Raw genomic sequence first — 20,183 nt, forward strand, 5'->3', positions numbered from 1 at the left:
TTTTAATCTGCAACGCCCAACTCTGCATCGATTACATCAGCTATTATCCTAGCTAAACTATCTACCTGATGTTTCTTCAAACCCTCCACCATAACCCTGCATATATTTTCTGTTCCAGAATATCTTAGCAAAACTCTACCAGAATCCCCCAGGGAAGACCGGACATCTCTTAAAGTTTCCTGAACTATGGGTAGTGTATCTAAAGGGACCTTCTTACCCACAGAAACATTAATGAGAGTTTGCGGGCTTTTCACGATAGGTGCGGTAAGATCTGACAAAGTAGAAGCACTCTCTATCATGATTCTAAGGACTTGTAAAGCAGAAACAATGCCATCACCTGTAGTATTGTAATCTAAGAAAATCATATGCCCACTTTGTTCCCCTCCAAGATTGGCCTTGTGTTCTAGCATCTTCTGCAAAACATGACGATCCCCAACAGGTGAAAGCAGAACTTCGATACCTAATGTCTCAAAATATTTCAAAACCCCAAAATTTGTCATCACTGTAGCAACAACAAGATTTCCACTTAACTGGCCTCGTTTTTGAAGATCATTAGCACATATTCCTAGGATCATATCTCCGTCGACTATATGCCCTTTTTCATCTACCATAATCAAACGATCACCATCACCATCCAAGGCAATACCAACATCAGCTCCATGTTCAATAACAGCTTTCTGAATCACCGAAGGGAAAAGAGCTCCACAGTTATCGTTTATATTGTTCCCCATGGGCTCACAACTATAGCAAATTACTTCTGCATCAAGTTCTTCAAACACAGACGGCGCCACTTTATAGGCTGCTCCATTAGCGCAATCTAGCACGATCTTCAATCCCTTTAATGTTCTGCCCTTGGGAAAAGTTGCTTTAGCACATTCTATATAACGTCCCATGGCATCAATCACACGCTTATTTTTCCCAATAGAATAGTTATCGGGAAGATCTCCGAAATTCTTACTAGAAACCATTTCTTCAATACGTCTTTCTATGGCGTCACAAACCTTAAATCCCGAAGAAGAAAAAATTTTAATCCCATTATCCCAATAAGGATTATGTGACGCTGAAATCATAATCCCTGCGTCTGCACGATAAGCTCGAGTAATAAAGGCGACTCCAGGAGTAGGTAGAGGCCCCAGAACTAGGGTCTCTATACCCATGGAATTTAGTCCTGCAATAAGGGCATTCTCAAACATATACCCAGATAACCGAGTATCCTTACCAACAACAACCCTATGCTTACCGGGACGGTTTTCTATTAGGACTCCAGCAACAGCTTTACCTAGCAAAACCGATGTTTCAACTGTCATAGGTTCATAATTAGCTTTTCCCCGAATTCCATCTGTACCGAATAGCTTTCTTACTTCACGCGTCATCAATCCACCTAATAAAGATACAACATCCTTAACCGCCTAAAACACAAACCACGGGTTATATAAAAACTATACACAGGTTGTCTCATATTTTTTATACAGGAAATTGATATCTAGAATTTTTTTACTACACAAAAAAAATATCTTGAAACATAACTCCCAAAAATCCTTATTAATACATATATTAACAATAAGACGAACTTAAATCACTCTATCTCAACTACAGACATGGAGTAGACATTCTCATCAAGGAAGGAAGACATTCAAACCTCCGGCCATATTTTTCAAAACTATAGAAATACCGAATTAATTACAGAACTGGTGGTAGCGAAGTAATTCATGAAGGATAGAACTTTTGTCCTTGAAAACTTAATTTTTTTTGTTATGGTAAAAAATCTCTCAAAACTAATCCTTCGTTTAGGAAGTACTTTTTCTTCCAAGACTTTTTAACTTTTGTTGTCTATAATACATGGTCTGTGAAAACAAAACTCTCTTCTGCAAAGGCATAGAATTGTTTAAAAAAACGTCTCAATCTGCTCCCATTCCAAAAGTTTATTCTGCCACTGACCACAACATCCGACTAAAAGATTTCTCCCCCAACGCACTTGCAGTAGTCAAGACTTTAAAGAAAGCTGGGCACATAGCATATATTGTCGGCGGTTGTATTAGGGATCTCATTTTAAATATTACGCCCAAAGATTTTGACATATCTACTTCTGCGAAGCCCGAGGAGATCAAAGCTGCCTTTAAGAACTGCATATTAGTTGGCAAACGGTTCCGTTTAGCTCATATTCGTTTTACCAATCAAATTATCGAGGTCTCCACATTCCGCTCTGGGGGTATCGAAGAAGATGTTCTGATTACTAAGGACAATCTATGGGGAACTCCTGAAGAGGACGTTTTACGTCGTGACTTTACGATTAATGGGCTCTTTTATGATCCAAGTGAAGAGGCAATTATAGACTACACCGATGGTATTAGTGATCTACAAAACCGTTACTTACGCACAATTGGCGATCCCTACGTAAGGTTTAAACAAGACCCCGTACGTATGCTACGTTTGCTGAAAATTTTATCCCGGTTTCCTTTCACTGTAGATACGGAAACTCTAACAGCTTTGAAGGAATGCCGTCATGAACTCACGAAAAGTTCTAAAGCACGAGTATTTGAAGAGCTTATAAAAATGCTAAGTTCTGGGGTTGCTGCTCCCTTCTTTAAGTTGCTTGTAGAGCATGAGTTATTGGAGATCCTATTCCCTTATATGGATAAGGCATTCAAAATAAATAAAACCCTAGAAATGCAAACTTTTTCTTGTCTAGAGGCTCTAGACAAGAAAATCCAAAAGAAAGAATGTGTTTATGAACGTCATCAGTTGATGGCAGTACTTCTATTTCCAATACTCAACTTCAATGTACAGTATAAATATCACCAACACTCTAATCTTTCGATAACATCGATTTTTGAATACATCAAAGATTTTTTAGAGAAATTCTTTGCAGATTCATTTACTAGTTGCTCTAAAAAAAACTTTATCCTTACAGTGCTCATCCTACAAATGCAGTATAGATTGACTCCTCTAATGCCTACAAAGAAGATACATTTTTTTAATCGTCGTCTCCTAAACCATGGACGGTTCTTAGAAGCTATTTCTTTGTTAGAAATTCGTAGCCAAGTCTTCCCTAAGTTGGATAAGCTCACTAAAGCTTGGTTGCGCCATTATGAAGAGCTCAAGCAGCGTAATAAGGAATTGTCTTAGTAAAATCGAGTGGGAATGTTTTCTTCATGTTTTGTCCAATCCTTGTATCCTTTAGGGCTAGTTGCTAATGTTTTTTTTGGTTTAGCCTTTACTGTACAATGGCTCATAAGTCAAAAACACCACCAAGGATACGTCCCCAAAGCCTTTTGGATTTTGTCTTCCATAGGATCTTCCATGATGGTGATTCACGGATTTATACAGAGCCAATTTCCGATTTCGCTTTTACATACAGCTAATGTTGTGATTTATTTCAGGAACTTAAATTTGGGATCCAGGCGTCCTTTATCTTTAAGGACTACAATTATAACTCTCATAATTGCTCTTTTACTGACGACTTTTCCATTTGTTTTAGTAGCCTATTTTTTCCCAGAAACATCATGGATGTCATCCCCAGATCTTTTCCACCTCCCCTTGCCACCACCAAATATTTACTGGCATCTCTTAGGATGCACAGGCCTATGTATCTACTCATCAAGGTTTTTTATTCAATGGTGTTACCTAGAACTACATAATCGCTCTGCTCTACCTCAACTGTTTTGGCAAGTAGGCCTTTGTGGAGCCTTTCTTTCCTTTCTCTACTTTCTACGTACAGGAGATCCTGTTAACGTCCTCAGTTATGGCTGTGGTCTTATACCTCCACTAGCAAACCTAAGGATTGTTTATAAGAAAGCAAACAAGAGTATTCCTCATAATCATTCATGCTTTTTGTCTTGCGGTGAACCGAGCGGAGATAACCTGGGAGAACGCATCATAGACACCCTATCGTCTTCATATCCCGATATGGAAATATTTGGAGTGGGTGGTCCTTTAATGAGAGCAAAAAAACTAAGGACCGTCATCCCTATGGAAGAGTTTCAAGTATCGGGATTCTTAGAAATCTTTGGTTCTATTTTTAGACTCTTTCGAGCATATAGATTTCTCCTGAAAGAAATTATAAAAACAAACCCGAAGATGGTGATTTGTATAGATTTCCCTGATTTTCACTTTCTTTTAATCAAAGGACTAAGAAAACGAGGGTATCAAGGGAAGATTATACACTATGTTTGTCCAAGTATCTGGGCTTGGCGTCCGCAGAGAAAAAAATTCTTAGAAAAATATCTTGACGCACTCCTGCTCATTTTACCTTTCGAGAAAGATATTTTTTCTACCTCGTCTTTGCCAACCTCATATGTAGGTCACCCTTTGGTAGAGGCTATTGAAAACCATCAATATCGTAAAAACTGGAAAAAAGAACTTAATATATCCGAATCTCCCATTATTGCTGCATTTCCAGGAAGTCGTCGAGGCGATATTGTACGTAACTTAGAAATACAAGTACGTGCTTTCCTCGCCTCTAGTTTTAAAGATTCTCACCAACTTCTTGTGTCATCATCGAGCCCAAAATTTGATAAAATGATACAAGATGTATTAGCAAAAGAAGGGTGCCTTCAGGCTAATATTGTCCCGGTACAATTTCGTTACGAACTTATGAAAGACTGTGACTGTGCGTTGGCAAAATGCGGAACTATTGTTTTAGAAACAGCTCTCAATTATACACCAACAATAGTAACGTGTTTATTACGACCATTCGATATTCTCTTAGCTAAATACATCTTTAAAATATTCATTCCTGCATATTCCTTACCAAATATTATTACTAAGTCTGTCATTTTCCCCGAGTTTATAGGAGGAAAAAATGATTTTTCTTTTGATGAAGTTGCTTCTGCATTAGATATTTTGGCTAATCCCAATCAAATAGAAAAGCAAAAACAGAAATGCTCCCAATTATACCAAATGATGCATAGAGGTATAGATCCGTTGGATCGAACTATTCAAAAATTGGTTGAACCAACATCACAGCCCTCTGCCAATAACGGTGACCCTGAGACTTCTCTTAGAGAGTCTCAGGAGACATTAGGGGCTATCGTAAACCTAAAATCTTAAACCGACTTAGAAAGGCGATCTATAGATTTTAGGTCTAACCTATCTACGTAAAATTTGCCTAGGAAACAAGATATAGACGCACTTACTAACAATATAGTGGATAAGATAACCAGGGAAATTACCAGAATAGATAATAGTACCCCCAACTGGCTACTAAAAAAGATAACACTGAGAACTCCTGTAAGTAGGGAGAGGGCTGCTGCAGCTCCAAATAATCCAGAGAAAATCTTTGTGCACGTTGTCGCCATACTCTTAACTTGTTCAATATTAGGTTCCGAACGACTTCCAGATGCTTGAGAATCCAATCTCACCCCTGACTCACACCTCATAAATATACACCTTATCCCTATCTTAATATATTTATACTCTAGAAATAACCAGCTTTCCAAGAAGGCAAGAACAAGATAAACTCAACAAAAGTATCGAACTACACAAAACTAAAGATACAACCAACGTCGATAAAACAATCCCCAATGCTCCTGCCCACATGATAACGAAAGCAAGGCCAGTAGAAAACATAAGACAACCAACTATTAAAAACATATAAGAAAAATATGTAGTTATTCTTATGGCTGAAATTCTCATCTGCTCAATAGAGGTTATGCGTTCATCAGCAGATTTCAAAACGTTATTAAAACTATCTGTAGGTTCACATTTCATAGGTCTTTCCAAAAAGATATTAATTGCAAATAAAAAGTCCCTTATTTTCAGAAAGCAAAATAAGGAACCTTCATTTAACTTATAAGATAGAAATAAGTTGTTTTTACTTTTTATCTTTAGAGGATGTTTCTAATTCTTCTTCTTCAGACAAAGCCAATAATCTGCCTCTAGACGATGGGGTTTCCAAAATAGACGGTTGTGCTGCTATTGCTCCAAGAGATCCTCTAGTTTGCTGTATTTGTAAGCTCAATGCTTCTAACTGTCTACTTTGAGATTCGATTACTTGAGCTTGAGAATGAATAGTAGCTGTATCCTTCTGACATTCTAACTCTAGTTGTTCTATTTTCTGCTGCAACTCTAGTTGTAATTTGCCAAGCTCTTCTTGTGATTGTTTAAGCTGATCTTTCAATGATGCCAACTCATTATTAGCTTGTACTAATTCTGCTTCGGCTAGAGTACTTCTGAACCCAGACACATCGGTTCTGGAATAATGCGAAGTACCTCGCTTAATAGCCTCTAATTTCTCTTTATCTTTTACAAGCTTTTCTAAATCAGAACCAGCTTGTTTTTTCAACTTAGATTCAAAGCTACCGAGAACGTCTTCATAAAGAGATAGCGTAAATTTCAACTTGGTTACTTCTTGAGAAGCATCATCTAGTTGTTTTTGAATAGAGGCATTTCTTTGTTCAGAAGAATGAATTTGACGCTCTAAAGATACCTTATCTGCGCTAGAACGTGTGGCCATATCCGTTTGAGTTGCTAATTGATTCTTTAATAACATGCTTTCTCTTCTAGCCTCATCCACCTGTTGCTGTAGATCATTAGCTTTTGATTCAGCAGCAACAAGTTTATCAGAGAGTTCTTTTTGTAAAGCTTGATTCTTAGCAGCTATATTTTCATAAGCTTGCTTATTCTCGTCGATCTTCTTTTCCATCCGAGATTCTGCTGTCTTGGACTGTTTTTCAACATCTTTTAGAAACTCTGTTAGTTTTGTAGTTAACTCAGCCTGTTGACTTTGTTGTGTCTGTTCGACTAATTTAGCTTTCTTTCCTAGATCATCTAAACCAGCCTGAAATGCCGAACGGGCAAGATCTAATCTTCTTGCAAAATTCTCCTCTACTTTTTTCTTAGCAGACATATAAGACTGTTCTTCTAGTAACCGAATTTCTTCAAGTTCTTTTACTCGTTGACGCAAGATATCTATTTCATAATGCAGATTACGAGCAACTTGTACTTCTTTTGTTAAATCCTTAATTTTCAAGCTTGCTTTGTTAAAATCTGATTGCGACCTAGTAATTATCGCTTCTAGTTCTGCTTTATCTGAAGAACTTAACTGCTTAGAATTTGCCAGTTCCTTTTCTAATTGTGCTATCTTACTGGCACGTTCCTGAAGAGTCTGCGCAAGGGCTTTCTTCTCTTCTTCTAAATTAAGAATTCTACATTCAAGAACACGACGTTGTTTCTCTTCTTTGAGCTTTTGAATATCTGCATTTAATTTAGCAGCTATATGATCACGAGATTTTTCTATTTCGAGGATTGTAGCTGCATGGGACGTTTCCAAATCCTTCTTAGAAAGAAGTAAAGCTTCTAATTGAGCGGTTAGCTCTAGAATAGTAGCTTGATTAGAAGATCCTTGTGTTTGTAAATCTTGAATTTCTTTTTTTAACTCTATTTCCTTCTCGGCAATCTGTTTTAATTTTGTATTTATTTCTAACAGATATAACTCTAAAAATTGAATTTTAGCTTTATAAATAGAAATCTGTTTCTTTAATGCATCAATGACTAATTTGTAAGCAGGCAACACATTTCGAAAACTTATACTATTTTCCTCTTTGGAAAGGTTAGTATCAACAGAATTAAATTCCAAAAATGCTTCCTGATATTTTCCTGCTTTATCTTCTAGAGCATTACGACAAGTGACTAACTCAGTTTGTAAACGTGCCCATGCTGCAACATCTATCGAAACACCAGTGACACGTGCTTCTGACTCTATCTGTGTTTGCAAACGAATCTTTTCCGTAACTGTACTCAATAAGCTGCGTTGTGTGAAATATTCCTGGCTCTCCTTTTGGAGTTTCTCACGTGCTTCTTTCTTTTGTTTTGCCAAGGCAGCATGTTTATCACATGATTGATGATACTCCTGCAAAGCCATGTCCAGTTGCCGTTGTGTCTCTGTAATTTCTGCTTCGCATTCAGCTATCTGTTGATCAAGCTCTAAGAGCTTATTTTCACTACAAATTGATGCAATCTCGCGTTGTATGTTTCCATGTATGGCAGATAAATAAGCATTACCAATAGCTTGCAAGGATCTAGAAATTATCAAAGATAACAACAAACCTAGAGCAATTACTGCGCTTGCAAGTGCACAAGTATATAATGGGCAACCCACCCCAGAAAAAAGAACTATTCCAGAAATACCTGCAGCTAAAACTACGACGCAAACTATTGATGCAATTAAATTAGCAACACGCCGCACCTTTGAACTTATCGATTCTAAAATAACATTAGATTTTTTCCCTTCTTGAATACTTGTAGAACAACATGCAGAACATGACAAAAACATAACTTTCTCACTAACAGTATCTAAAAACTGAAAGATATTAAAAATTTGTCGTGCTTTTATGCAAGAATAATAGAAAAAATTTTAATATATTCTAGGTTGAAATTCAGTATCTTATGCTGATTACGCACCTTGCCAACTGGAAACTTTGTACAAACTGCCGATTACGTAAATATCAAAAAACGAGTAGGCCATAAATCCGATCCGTTTTACCTCCCCAACTAGTTATGAGAAACTCGACTCTGCTCTACTTGTTGCCTCAACAAATCGATTTCTTCTTGCATTGCTTGTACTTTTCTAGATAACCTAGATTTTTCTCGACTACTTAGGTCTAGATCAATCTTATAAGATAGAATCATTTCACTTATTTCTTCGATGTAACTTTCATATGCCTGTATATCTTTCGTACTCTTATGCATAAGTTCTTCCAATTCGCTACTGGCATCTTCTAACTCCTCCATAAGAACAGAAAGTCTTTTTTCTAGGTGTTGATTATCAGTCAGTAATTTTACGTTCTCTGACTTAAAAGAAGAATTATCCAATCTCAATGTGTTAATTTCAGATAAAAGTTCTTTCTTCACTAAGCTATCTTGCTCACATAACTTTTTACTCTCCTCGGCGTAATGAATGAGTAGGAATGATATTAATAAAGAAGTTATGGAAGAGATAATCAATCCACTCATTACTAACACTAAAGCTGTAGGAATAGAAGATGCAAACATTACTGTAGACGCTATGGCCACGCCTGCAAAAACTATGTTTATCATTACACCAATCCTGCGCAAGAAAATATAAGGAGGATTGAGACAAGGAAAGTACACTACATTGTCAACACGCGCTCCAGAAGAGGTAATTGATGAAAGGGTCATAGATATACCAGATGATGCAAAATACCTGAAGTATTGTGCGTATATTCCCTGTTAACAACAAGATCTTTTATCCTTAAAGTAGAGACACTTGCAGGCAATATCCATAAACCAATATATGATATAAACTATCATTTCATGAAGGAGGATCGAATATTACAAAAATATTCCCAAAGCTGTTATTTTTCTGATAATATATCCTCCCAAATATAGTTTGGGATCTCTTTTCGTTCCCTAATGGCACACAAATAGATGTAAAAATTTGCTCTAATCTCTGCATATTCTAAATCACTAACATACCAAGAAGTATTTTTGACTTTTACATTCCTTACTAAATTGTCTAGGTATCTTATGAAAATCTCTCCTCTAGAATCCGTCACTACATCTCCGATAATTGCGCATTCATCACCTCTTTCTTTGTCTCTCCTGGCCTGTGGAATTATCTCGGCGTTACAAATACTTACTTTTTTTTTTAGGATTTTCCGAAGTTCTTTCTAGCCCATTGATTGCGCTGTTTGCGAGCTCCATTATTTTAAGCATCATCATTTTTACACTAACTGCCTACTATCTTGGTGCATATAAAACCAAGATAGCCTGCCAACTTGCCATGCTCGAGAATGGCCAGGGAAATACAAATCTACAGTCACAATTATCAACTATTCTCTCTCAGCAAAAAGAATGTCAGCAACAGCTGATTGGTAAAGAAAATGAACTCCAAACTTTGAAAAAGACGACAAAACTACATGAAACAGCACAAGAAAAGTGGTTTGCCCGAGCTCGCTGGCTAGAAAAAACCAATGCTTATCTAAAACATATCAACCTACAATTGAATGAAGTAGTAGAGGAACAAGAAATCAGAATGGTGTCTGCGAATATACAGCTGGAAAAATTGTCCCAATCTATTGACACAATCAACCATAAGCGTGAAGAAGAGAAAAAGGAAATAACCCTACAATGGGCATACCTACAAGAAACCTTACAATCTTTACAAACAGAATTGACAGGAAAATGTTTAGAGCTTGATCAAGCTCGGCAAACTATCGATACTCTTAACTTAAAAATCAAAGAGTTTGAACAAAAGAAGGAAGATTCGCAGGAAAAATGAAACAAATTCCGAAACTACAAGCGCCCCAATCATAATTAGACGAATAAAACATTCAAACTCACGTTACAATTACTAAAAAGCAAGAAGCACGCCCATCTTATAAAGAAGATAGGTGATAGCTTCTTCTTTCAACTCATAATTTTCATTATAGAAGCACTCTGTTAGTATTTCAGCAACAGATGCTCCTGAGAGGCCCGTCTCACGAGCAACTATTTCGCTCAGATAAGTGCGAATGCTTGTTTGGATGCTTGCTTCTGCAGATAGGAATGCTGAATAAACAAAATATACAATCGCAGACCTTGATCGACTATAATCCTTAAGGAAACGATTTGCAAGCGTGTAATAATCTCGTAGATACCTTGGCAAACTAGAAGTTTGTCGCAGGGTTAAAGAGGATAAGTTTTCAGATATGTGTACGGTGTTTAAGCCTAATTGCTTTCCGTACTCTTTCTTAACCCCATTGATCTGATGCCAGTCATGTGACTCACCCAAGCTTAACTGTTTTCCCAAAAGGATCTCTTCCTTCACCATCTGCAACCAAATAAGAAGCTGTTCTTCTGCCGAATTTCCTTTACTATAAAATCTGTGAGTAACTCGAAATATTGATTCTGCCCAAGTAGGAACACACACTTCAGAATATGAAGAAATTTCATCTAGACCTTGTCGTTTTTTATCCTGAGGAATGCTGCTATCTAAAAGAGCTATATGCAAGGAGTTAAGAAAAACTGGCAAAGTATTTCTATCGGGATGAGAATTGTCATACTTAGATGTTAATTCAGAAAAATAATCTTTAATTTTTTGCCATCCTGGATTCCACGCACCAAGATCACAAATACACTTTTCTAAACTAAGAAAATCGCATTCGGTTTCCGCAGAAGCATTAGTCAAACAATTAAAAAATTCAGCTCCTTGGGGAGCTAAACTCAAAGCCGATGGTGACATACAAGTCACGAATTCTGATTTGAGAAGGAAGTTAAGAATAGCGCTTTTATTCCAGGTAAGTGCATTCTGCTCGTTTTTGAACTTACCCAACTGTAGAAGCTCCAGATGCTTTTCACTTTTGTTAACAGAACATAATAAACTCAAACCAAGAAATAGGAGTTTAACAGGGAGTAATAAGAAACAAATTACTGCAGATAAAGCTAAAGACAAGGAAATAATAACCATCTGTAACAGCAAGCAAATTTTTATTGTTCCGCAACATGAAACCAAAGAACATAATACTAAACTAAGACGAGCAAAAATATTAGAGAGGGCCATGGAAGAGTATACTTCTGCAATACAGTGTCCCAGACTACCTGTACGGTAATTGACAGCATATTTTGATATATTTAAATCTAAAGATGCATTCCTACTCTCGTCAACGCGCATAATATCCCTTGTCAATACATAACTGAACAAGGCTAACTTCAAGGCAGTTCGTTAAACTTAGGAAGTTTTTCTTGCTTAGAAACATATATATTTTAGCAAATGAAAAATAAAAATATTTTTAACAATTGTCTAATTATAATCTGTAAAGTGCCACTCTTCACGAAAATTAACTGTTACAAATATTTATCCAAGACATTGTATAAGTTTTCGGATTTTAATTATAGACTACAAAAAACAACAGAAACTTTAGTTCTTAAAAATAAATAAGATGCTATTTTTTAAAATTTGGAAATTATAGGTGAACTTGTGCCAATTATATAAAAATCCCTCTCTGCAGAAGAAGAGAAACTCGTTAATAAATTTTGAAGTATCTAATTTCTAACCACGCAACAGAAAGAAGTGGAGCAAACTACGAGAATAGGCAGTGTATCTAATAACACCCTTTTAAAATTCTCAGATTACTTTCTGGGAATTAGTGACAAAACTAAGGATAGTTAAAACAACAATTGGCCTCTGCACCTTGATAGGACGATCTTAAACATCATCCATAGAGATACTGTCAACGTCTTTCAGCGTACTCTCAGTATCTTCAGATAAGCGTTCTATTTCTTCAGTAAGTTCTGTAATTTTAGTATTAGCGTGTATGAGCTCCTCTCGTAAAGAAAACACAAGCTCTTCTCCAGATTCAAGAATTTGGTCTTCCAAATTGTGAATGTCTAGAATAGTGAAATCTCTTGCCTTATCTTCATATAAACTCTTTGCTTGTTTCCTCAATAGGGGATCGTCTATACGCAATTTGTTCAATCTCTCTACTCTTAGATTGTTCGTAAGAATTAGAAAATCTAGCACCTCACTTTCCATCAAATAGACCTGATGGGAATCAACACAACTATCGATCTTATTCAGAGTACTCTCGATTTTATCAGAAAGCTCTGTATTTAAATACCCTACACGAGATAATCGTTCCGCTCTGCGTTTCTCTAACTTGATATGTTCTCGGGCATTCTTTTCTAACTTCTTAACAAACGCCATCCTATTCATATTTTGCACTGAGAACTCATTTGCTTCTTCATAACTTTCAAGTACACTTCGTAACCTAACTATCTCTTCATTGCTTTTACACAGCTCTTCTTGAAGATCTCTTTGTATATCAATAGCTGGTGCAGACACAATCGTAGACTCTCCAGAAGTAGTGATAGGACAATCTGTGGATGAATCTACCCTACTCGTACAATCTGATACCATCATCATAGATCTAGGAGGATTCATCACAAGTCCCTCTAAATAACCGACTCTGCCATGTTGTAGTAGATTAACTATCGACATCAAGATTAGAGATAACACACATGTACTCAAAAGACAGTAACTAAATGGTCCCAATAGAGAACTGTAAATCATTAATTCCAAAAATAGCAGAACCATAGCCACCGCTGATGTCACTAATGCAACGACATTAGAAATTAAACGAATCTTACTATGGAGAAAGTCACAAGTATACATTTCTCTTGTGATATCAAAATAAATTACTTTAGTTAACACGGAAACTTCAAAAATAAAAGAGTGACGATAATACGACTACCGCCACACAAACAAAGATGGATAACAATAGTCTAACGAGATCCTAACAAGGCTATCTTCAGTAACAAACCAAAACAACAAAAGCGTTTCAATACACTCAAGCGACATTGGTCTATAAATATAGTGCGCGGCTAGTATTCCATACACTACTACATTTTCTGCAAAGAGAATTTATAGAAAATCCGGGAACTTAGAAGATAGACAATTAGATGATCTAACTATTTCCAATGATACACATGTCATGCGAAGAATTTCCTAAAAAAACGACGCATATATGCAAGGGGAAAAAAGCGAGGAATATGTCCACTTCCTCGCTAATATCTTAAAGAATCCTTACGATATTAAAAAATTAAACGTATTCCACCATTAACATCATAGGAAACAGAATGTTCTCTCCATTCATATGTAAATCCTAAGTACGTACTGAAGTAAGAGTTCCATTCGGTGTCATTACTAAACTGTGCTCGACATATCTTTCTAGATACATCTGAAGCAACACCAGCCCATGAATAGGATGCTGTAGGCAAACTAACAACAACGGGAGGTTGTCGACGGTATACATCTAAAGCATAAGATAAACTTAAACTGTTCACTTCAGAACGTTGTCCTCGAGCATAACTATGCTCCAGAGTAATTCCCACAGGTACAGATATATTTTGTAGTCTACCAGAAGAGAAAGATCTTGATTCGCTACCTACCTCTCTGATCTCTGGAAGATCCACGTATATATATTCCACCTCAGCAAACGGGACAAATGCTGAAACGATAGAAGAGACAAACTTACGCGGGTTAAGAAGATAGCGATAATCGACACGAGCATCAGCCAAAACACCATGACTTTCCCAAGACGCAGAAGATTTGCCTAAAGATTCATACCTAGTCGAGAGATTATTTTGCACATTGCTATAGATCAAACTACCCTTCAAGAACCAACGACCAGCTAGAATCCCGATATATCCGGATCCCAAATACCCTATTTGGTCACTTCGAGAGGTATAGGATTGACTATCTGTATAACCGAAAAATTGCGAGAAGCTTCCACCAATTAAAAAATCTTCTATTAACTGAGTGTCTAAGCCAACAGCATAGCCTCCAGAGCGATGAGTAAAGCCATCTATATCACAAATGTTGGCACAATTTATAAAGGACCCTATTCCAGCCCCCCAAAGATTAGTCGAGTAATCAAACTCCATCCTTTGAGCCGTAACATTATGTAGTAGTTGCTGATGTTTTAAAGAACGTAAATCCCCACATTGTCCCCATAGAGTGTTCAATACCAAAGAGCCACTTTTCTCTGGATTTAAATGATAACCCGTTGGCTTCCAACCAATTACAAGTCGACCATTAACAACCTCAGCCTCAGACCATACTCCTGAATGACCATAGGTATTCGAAGTAATAGGAGGAACAGAAACCTGTACGTCTATTTTCTCTAACTCTGGATCATTCATCGGCATCTCACTAGAACCGGATACAGATTGAAAAGATATTAACGGGATATTACGCTCACAGTTCAATAATTCATGATTCTCATACCCTATACCACCTGTATCAACAAGAACCAAATTTAAAGATCCAGAACCTATTTTTGTTCCCTTAGGAACTACAATAGTAGGAGGCAAAGGTTGCTTATTTTCAGTATCTCCAACAAATGAAGAAAGATCTATTTCCACAGTATTAATATCTAAAAGTAATTCCGGATCAAAACCATCTTTTTTAGGTTCTATAGTCACAGCATGTAAACCGGTTTTATCTACACTAGAAGAGGAAATATGAACTTTAGGTGTGTCCCTAAGGTCCATAATCCGAAAAGTAGTACCTGCGGATAATAGTAATTCGCTTCCTCTTTGCTGCTTGAAACCAGCTAGCCAAAGCTGGGCACCATTAGACAAAGAAAGTACCCCCTGCTCTAAAACGGCAACTTGAGGAATCTTAGAAGTATGTTCAGAAAAACATACTGACCCAAGATGATTCCCAGAACTTTTACTATTGAAAACTAGAGTAGGATTGTCCAGAAGACTCGTGCCCTGAGCTTCACTAGACCGCAACGTCAGTGATTCATAGTTAATCGCATCTTCGATTCGGACACTGTGACCTTTTTCTGCGGATAATTCTTGAATGAGTGAAGACGTACCAGCTAGATAAATAGCATCAGATTCTCTCAAACCGTTAGTATTCCCTGAGAAAACTACATCTCCTCCCTTCGCCCGGACTGAAACAGTTCCATGTTCAGAGATCTTAATTGCTCCACCATTTCTAGCAACATTATTGTAGAACATCACAGAACCCAAGTTATCAGTAACTAATAGATTCTGTGTATGAATCGCACCTCCACCACACGAACTATTCATAGGAGCTTGAGAAATAGAAACAGAATTACCGGAGAAGACCACATTACCTTTGTTCCCAGCAATCCTAACTAAAGTCCCTTCATCAGAAATTGAACGGGATGAATTGTCATCGCCAACTAGATACCCAGTAAGGATCGCACCTCCGAACCCTTCTGAAAAATTGTTCATAAAAAGGACATTTTTTTCATTTCCTTCAATAGAGACCGTTTTCCCTGCAAGAATTGCTCCTCCTCCAGAAGAAAATGCTATGCGATCATGTGACTCTTCTAAACGATCACTATAATATAATTCACCAACAGCTAAATTGTCCTTGAAAACGACATCTGCATGATTATCGATAATATATACAGAAGATTTAGGAGACGATAGGGCTCCTCCTACACCATTCGTACTATTAAAGGAAAACAGCACATCACCCATGTTATTACTGACAGAGATGGGGGCCTCTGAAGCACACACAGCCCCGCCAGATAGTTTTGCAATGTTACGAGAAAATTCTGTGTTATGGTTACTGGATATGTTTACTTCAGATCCAAGAATCGCACCTCCACACATCTTCTCTCCAGAAGCATAGTTATTAGTGAAGGCGATATCTTTGTTATCTGATATTTTAACATTGTTTGATCCGTATAGTGCTCCTCCTCCAGAAGATAAACAATTGTTCTTGATACCTTCCACGAGAATTACACTATTATCCGAAAAGTAAACTTTTCCCATGTTGCCCGAAATATCAACATTTTTGGAAAAAATAGCTCCCCCTCCATAAGTTCCAGAAATTACCGTGCCTAAAGTAGATTGCCTTTGTTCAGATAGTTCATTAGAAGAAGGATGCGTTACTGGCGTGGGCTCCGTCTTAGGAGTGCATGCATTAACGGAAGAATGAAGAAGATCAGCATCAGATTTATCTAAGGAGATTTCCTCCTCTGCGGAGTTACGAACACACGCTTCAGGCGATAGCTCTAACTTATTATAAGTAAAGCGTACTGTTCCAAAGTTATTTGCAATAGTAACATTGTCGCTTCCACAAATTCCTCCACCTCCAAGTACATTAACACAGTTATAGGAGGTAGCTGTATTACCTTCTAGAGAAGTAATACCGGTATTGCGAGTAATTGCTATAGACCTACCAAAAATAGCACCTCCACCGAAAACAATATCCTCATCTGCAGTGGGAGAAGGTATAGATGTGTAAGCATTCTTTATAAAGGAGATAGTTCCAGAATTACCTACAAGTTCCACAACTCCTGAATGATCATCATCACTTCTAACATCTTTGGACAAATCTCCACTATAAATGGCACCACCACCAAGAGAAGACTTATTATCCTTAAATAGGATAGATCCAAAATTATCTTTAATAGTCGCACTATTGTTAGCGCATACAGCCCCACCATAACTTTGAGAAGTGTTTTCCTTAAAAGTCTGTTCTCCAACTTGTTCAGAAATGACAATATCTTTGCAAAGAATCGCACCTCCACATCCTTGAGAGCTGTTATTCAAGAAATGCATATCAGAATTATTTCTTAAAGAGATAATTCCTCTAGCTGCTAATGCTCCTCCTCCAACAAACATGCCTGGATCAAAATCTAATAAAGAGCTGTTCTTAGAAAACTCAATAGTCGCTGTATTTTCAGCAATAGAGATCATCCGAGAAGATATTGCCCCCCCTGATAAAGCCTGATTGGACTTAAATAATAATGAACCTAAGTTAGAAGAAAGTGAAACGTTCTCTGCTGATATTGCCCCACCATTTGCCTTGTCGGCATGGTTACCCTGGAAAGTATTTTCACCTATGTTTCCAATAATTTTAACACTGCCAGAAAGTACATCCTTAGCATTCTCAGCAATAGAACATACTCCGACAATTGCTCCGCCTCCCTGAGAGAAATCCTCTTGACTAACTTTCTCAAGTGCCAAATTAGTTTTAGATCCCGAAAAATTTAAATTGCTACACTCCCTGATAGTAATATCAGCACCTGCAATAGCCCCACCAGATTTACCAGAAGTACAATTCTCAAAAGACAAACCTTTCTTAAAATTCTCAAAAAATACACCTGAGGAAGAATACACTGCCGAGCCAGATTGGGAAGTACTAAGATTTTGGAAAGATAACTCAGCATTGGGTTCGCCTCCCCATAATGCTACACCAACAAAACAACTAGATGATTCATTTTTTTTAGGATCATCCTTAGGAATATAACAAAAAGCAAGCCCCTGTTCCCCTTTCTGAATAGAAGGATATTTCTTACCTAGAAGATTTTCATCTAAATTCATAACATGGGCTGCGTCAATATCTTTCCAGAGCAATTTACCTAAGATCTGAAATAATGTAGTTCTATGTACTAAACTTTGATATCCTGACAAATCACTACTGCTCCCCACACCTCCTTGAGAAACTATTTCAATCTGGCAAGAATTATTTTCTTTCAATACAAAACTATTCGATAAATCGCATACTTCCTTTTTATCCTTTATATCTTTGGGAACAATAGATTCGGTATCTTTCTTCTTCTTATCATAGAAAAAACCGGCTTTAGGAGAAGAAAATGCATATGGAGACGATTCTGAGACCAGTTCTGATCCACCAAACCCACAAATATGTGATGAAACTCCTATGCCAACTAGTATGGAAAACATTACGGAACGAGAAAATGTTGAATTTTGCAACTTATTTTCTTTTTTCGTGATCATAGTAAACCTAACCCAGAAATGTTAGAGAACTGCTTTCCAAAAAGGTTTATCACTATCAACAAGATCCCGTCAACAAAGAAAGAATTGACAGAAGGGAGGACAAATATCCCAACTAAGAGAGACTAGACAAAATACGTTTACAAACACTCGCCTGAGCAAGGTCTATAGAACCAGAAATGCCAGAAAACAAGGAGCGACTACATGCCTTGCCATGACATTTAATAACGAGTTTAGACAAACCGCATAGCATAGATCCTGGATAGATTGTATAATCCAGTTGACGCTTAATATCGATTTCTAATTTATCTCCTAGGATATTTCTAAGAAAATCAAATACACCCTCAGCGGTCTTTAAAAAAATATTACCTGTAAACCCATCGGTCACCACGATGTCAATACGCCCACTAAAAACATCATCACTTTCAATATTTCCTACAAACATAGAACCAAATAGATCACGCAACATACGAAAAGTCTGCCGATGAGCTTCAGTACCTTTTCGTTCTTCGGACCCGATGTTCAATAAACCAATAGTAAGCTTACTATCGACTTTGCCCAAACATTGACGATACGCAACTCCCATGCGAGCAAAACCCACCATTTCTTCAGGTCTTACAGACACATTAGCCCCTACATCAAGAATCACTGCACAACCACGCATAGTGGGAACTCGCACTAGCAAAGCCGGACGAGAAACAGTAGGCAATAAAGGAATTCTTGCTCTAGACAAAGTAATCAGTGCGGCAGTATTTCCTGTGGAAACAAAAGCATCGATTTTATCTTGGCTCAAATAATCCAAACCAAGAGCCATCGAGGAAGACCTCTTACGGACCGCCGCTAAAAGAGAGTCATTCATTGTCACATATTCATCAGAAACAATAATCTCCGCGCATTGTTTATCATAAGAAGTCTTTTCTATCTGGTCTTTGACATCTTTAGAGGCAAAGACTGTAAAAATAGAAGGATCGTGCAAATTTCGTGACTTCAATACATCCATCAGCACTTCCCAAATAACAAGTGGAGATCGATCCCCACCCATTAGATCTATGCCAATCCGCACAACCATAATCTCAAATTCGCGTTATTTCTTTTCTACACTGATAACAGATTTGCCGTTATAAAAACCGCAAGCAGCACATACTGTGTGAGGCATAAAACTACCCTTACAGTTGGAACAAACCGCAGCGCTCTTGGTTTTTTTAGCGTCATGGCTTCTACGGATATTTTTTCTAGCATTGCTGTGTCGATTACGTGGTACTGCCATACTTTCTCACCTTAGTTATAAATGTTCGAAGGGATTATCCCCTCGATTGTTTTTTGTATCCTGCAAATATTGTACGATATTTTTCCTTTCAGGACAGCCATCCTTATCGCATTCTTGAAAACAGTCGCTTTCCAAAAGCAACTCCTGGCGAATTAAGTGTCTGCAATCAAATATCCCGGATTTCACTTCGTCAAAGTGGATTAGCCTACAAATTCCACGCACTACAACTGGGAATAAAAAACCAATGTTACAGATAGAACATCGCAAACCTAACTCAGTAGAAATATCTAAAGACAGAATCCACTGTTCGCTATCAATGCGTTCCAGATTTCCACAAACACTGATAGGACTAGAGAACAATTCCTGTTCTCCATCCTCACGAATTAAATCTGGGGATATAGAGTAATCTATCGCTTCTGTTTCTCCAGGAAGCTTCAAACGATAAAGATATAATTTTAAATCATCCGCACTTCCCATGGGGGAACCTTACTAGTGTATTTCGCAGCCTGATCAGAATCGAAGGCAAGAGTTTATCAGACAAGGTAATTATAGAAAACAAAGACGTACTTTAAATCTATTCGAAGGAATAAAAATAAAATTACCCTTTCTAATTAAAAGAATCAATTAAAGCATTTCTGTAGAATTTTTTAGCAATCTTTTTTATAATCCCTTGTTGGATTATGAAAAT

General features: G+C 37.3%; 14 protein-coding genes. 3 read left to right on the forward strand and 11 right to left on the reverse strand.

Features of this window, described 5'->3' with window-relative positions:
• Nucleotides 1–2: 2 nt before the first annotated feature.
• Nucleotides 3–1,373, reverse strand: coding sequence for a phosphoglucosamine mutase (gene glmM, locus H359_RS04115; RefSeq protein ID WP_020370496.1), 1,371 nt, complete (start codon nt 1,371–1,373; stop codon nt 3–5).
• A gap of 466 nt (nt 1,374–1,839) precedes the next feature.
• Here glmM and pcnB point away from each other — a divergent pair, with 466 nt between their 5' ends.
• Together pcnB and H359_RS04125 are read left to right on the forward strand one after the other, a co-directional pair.
• The gene (pcnB, locus tag H359_RS04120) at nt 1,840–3,126 is read left to right on the forward strand and encodes a polynucleotide adenylyltransferase PcnB (protein ID WP_021119631.1); all 1,287 of its coding nucleotides are present in this window, start codon (nt 1,840–1,842) and stop codon (nt 3,124–3,126) included.
• 15 nt (nt 3,127–3,141) lie between these two features.
• Nucleotides 3,142–5,049 carry a lipid-A-disaccharide synthase N-terminal domain-containing protein gene (locus tag H359_RS04125; protein WP_020370498.1) on the forward strand — a complete coding sequence of 636 codons (1,908 nt, stop codon included), beginning with the start codon at nt 3,142–3,144 and terminating at the stop codon, nt 5,047–5,049.
• On the opposite strand, the gene H359_RS04130 is transcribed toward H359_RS04125, so the two are convergent.
• The 4 genes from H359_RS04130 to H359_RS04145 all read right to left on the reverse strand — a co-directional run bounded on the left by H359_RS04130 (nt 5,046) and on the right by H359_RS04145 (nt 9,138).
• Nucleotides 5,046–5,378, reverse strand: coding sequence for a hypothetical protein (locus tag H359_RS04130; protein ID WP_020370499.1), 333 nt, complete (start codon nt 5,376–5,378; stop codon nt 5,046–5,048). The two genes, H359_RS04125 and H359_RS04130, sit on opposite strands and share 4 nt — an antisense overlap.
• Before the next feature lie 31 nt (nt 5,379–5,409).
• The gene (locus H359_RS04135) at nt 5,410–5,709 is read right to left on the reverse strand and encodes a hypothetical protein (protein WP_035392192.1); all 300 of its coding nucleotides are present in this window, start codon (nt 5,707–5,709) and stop codon (nt 5,410–5,412) included.
• A 103-nt stretch (nt 5,710–5,812) separates the two neighbouring features.
• Nucleotides 5,813–8,272 (reverse strand): coiled-coil domain-containing protein, encoded by a 2,460-nt coding sequence (locus tag H359_RS04140; protein ID WP_020370502.1) that lies wholly within the window; start codon nt 8,270–8,272, stop codon nt 5,813–5,815.
• Nucleotides 8,273–8,490: 218 nt separating this feature from the next.
• Nucleotides 8,491–9,138 (reverse strand): hypothetical protein, encoded by a 648-nt coding sequence (locus H359_RS04145; RefSeq protein WP_020370503.1) that lies wholly within the window; start codon nt 9,136–9,138, stop codon nt 8,491–8,493.
• 430 nt (nt 9,139–9,568) lie between these two features.
• Between H359_RS04145 and H359_RS04155 the strand changes: the two genes are divergently transcribed.
• The gene (locus H359_RS04155) at nt 9,569–10,240 is read left to right on the forward strand and encodes a hypothetical protein (RefSeq protein ID WP_021119602.1); all 672 of its coding nucleotides are present in this window, start codon (nt 9,569–9,571) and stop codon (nt 10,238–10,240) included.
• 72 nt (nt 10,241–10,312) lie between these two features.
• Here the strand turns inward: H359_RS04155 and H359_RS04160 are convergent, their stop codons facing one another.
• The 6 genes from H359_RS04160 to H359_RS04185 form a co-directional block, all read right to left on the reverse strand.
• Nucleotides 10,313–11,611, reverse strand: a complete 1,299-nt coding sequence (locus H359_RS04160; protein ID WP_020370506.1) for a DUF1548 domain-containing protein — start codon at nt 11,609–11,611, stop codon at nt 10,313–10,315.
• 534 nt (nt 11,612–12,145) lie between these two features.
• Complete coding sequence (locus tag H359_RS04165) at nt 12,146–13,150, reverse strand: hypothetical protein (RefSeq protein ID WP_020370507.1); 1,005 nt, start codon at nt 13,148–13,150, stop codon at nt 12,146–12,148.
• Nucleotides 13,151–13,530: 380 nt separating this feature from the next.
• Entirely contained in the window at nt 13,531–18,231 is a 4,701-nt protein-coding gene (locus tag H359_RS04170) for an autotransporter domain-containing protein (RefSeq protein ID WP_020370508.1), read from the reverse strand.
• Nucleotides 18,232–18,343: 112 nt separating this feature from the next.
• The gene (gene plsX / locus H359_RS04175) at nt 18,344–19,297 is read right to left on the reverse strand and encodes a phosphate acyltransferase PlsX (protein ID WP_035392198.1); all 954 of its coding nucleotides are present in this window, start codon (nt 19,295–19,297) and stop codon (nt 18,344–18,346) included.
• A 15-nt stretch (nt 19,298–19,312) separates the two neighbouring features.
• Entirely contained in the window at nt 19,313–19,495 is a 183-nt protein-coding gene (gene rpmF / locus H359_RS04180) for a 50S ribosomal protein L32 (RefSeq protein WP_035392201.1), read from the reverse strand.
• Between the two features lie 15 nt (nt 19,496–19,510).
• Nucleotides 19,511–19,972, reverse strand: coding sequence for a DUF177 domain-containing protein (locus H359_RS04185; RefSeq protein WP_020370511.1), 462 nt, complete (start codon nt 19,970–19,972; stop codon nt 19,511–19,513).
• Between the last annotated feature and the right edge of the window lie 211 nt (nt 19,973–20,183).

It is taken from the genome of Chlamydia ibidis 10-1398/6, assembly GCF_000454725.1.
GTDB lineage: Bacteria > Chlamydiota > Chlamydiia > Chlamydiales > Chlamydiaceae > Chlamydia > Chlamydia ibidis.

Excerpts from the sequence above, each read along its gene's own strand:
- H359_RS04145 (WP_020370503.1), bottom strand. The coding sequence starts at position 9,138 with ATGACCCTTTCATCAATTACCTCTTCTGGAGCGCGTGTTGACAATGTA.
- plsX (WP_035392198.1), bottom strand. The coding sequence starts at position 19,297 with ATGGTTGTGCGGATTGGCATAGATCTAATGGGTGGGGATCGATCTCCA.
- H359_RS04140 (WP_020370502.1), bottom strand. The coding sequence starts at position 8,272 with ATGTTTTTGTCATGTTCTGCATGTTGTTCTACAAGTATTCAAGAAGGG.
- pcnB (WP_021119631.1), top strand. The coding sequence starts at position 1,840 with ATGGTCTGTGAAAACAAAACTCTCTTCTGCAAAGGCATAGAATTGTTT.
- H359_RS04160 (WP_020370506.1), bottom strand. The coding sequence starts at position 11,611 with ATGCGCGTTGACGAGAGTAGGAATGCATCTTTAGATTTAAATATATCA.
- H359_RS04130 (WP_020370499.1), bottom strand. The coding sequence starts at position 5,378 with ATGAGGTGTGAGTCAGGGGTGAGATTGGATTCTCAAGCATCTGGAAGT.
- H359_RS04170 (WP_020370508.1), bottom strand. The coding sequence starts at position 18,231 with ATGATCACGAAAAAAGAAAATAAGTTGCAAAATTCAACATTTTCTCGT.
- H359_RS04125 (WP_020370498.1), top strand. The coding sequence starts at position 3,142 with ATGTTTTCTTCATGTTTTGTCCAATCCTTGTATCCTTTAGGGCTAGTT.
- glmM (WP_020370496.1), bottom strand. The coding sequence starts at position 1,373 with ATGACGCGTGAAGTAAGAAAGCTATTCGGTACAGATGGAATTCGGGGA.
- H359_RS04135 (WP_035392192.1), bottom strand. The coding sequence starts at position 5,709 with ATGAAATGTGAACCTACAGATAGTTTTAATAACGTTTTGAAATCTGCT.
- H359_RS04185 (WP_020370511.1), bottom strand. The coding sequence starts at position 19,972 with ATGGGAAGTGCGGATGATTTAAAATTATATCTTTATCGTTTGAAGCTT.
- rpmF (WP_035392201.1), bottom strand. The coding sequence starts at position 19,495 with ATGGCAGTACCACGTAATCGACACAGCAATGCTAGAAAAAATATCCGT.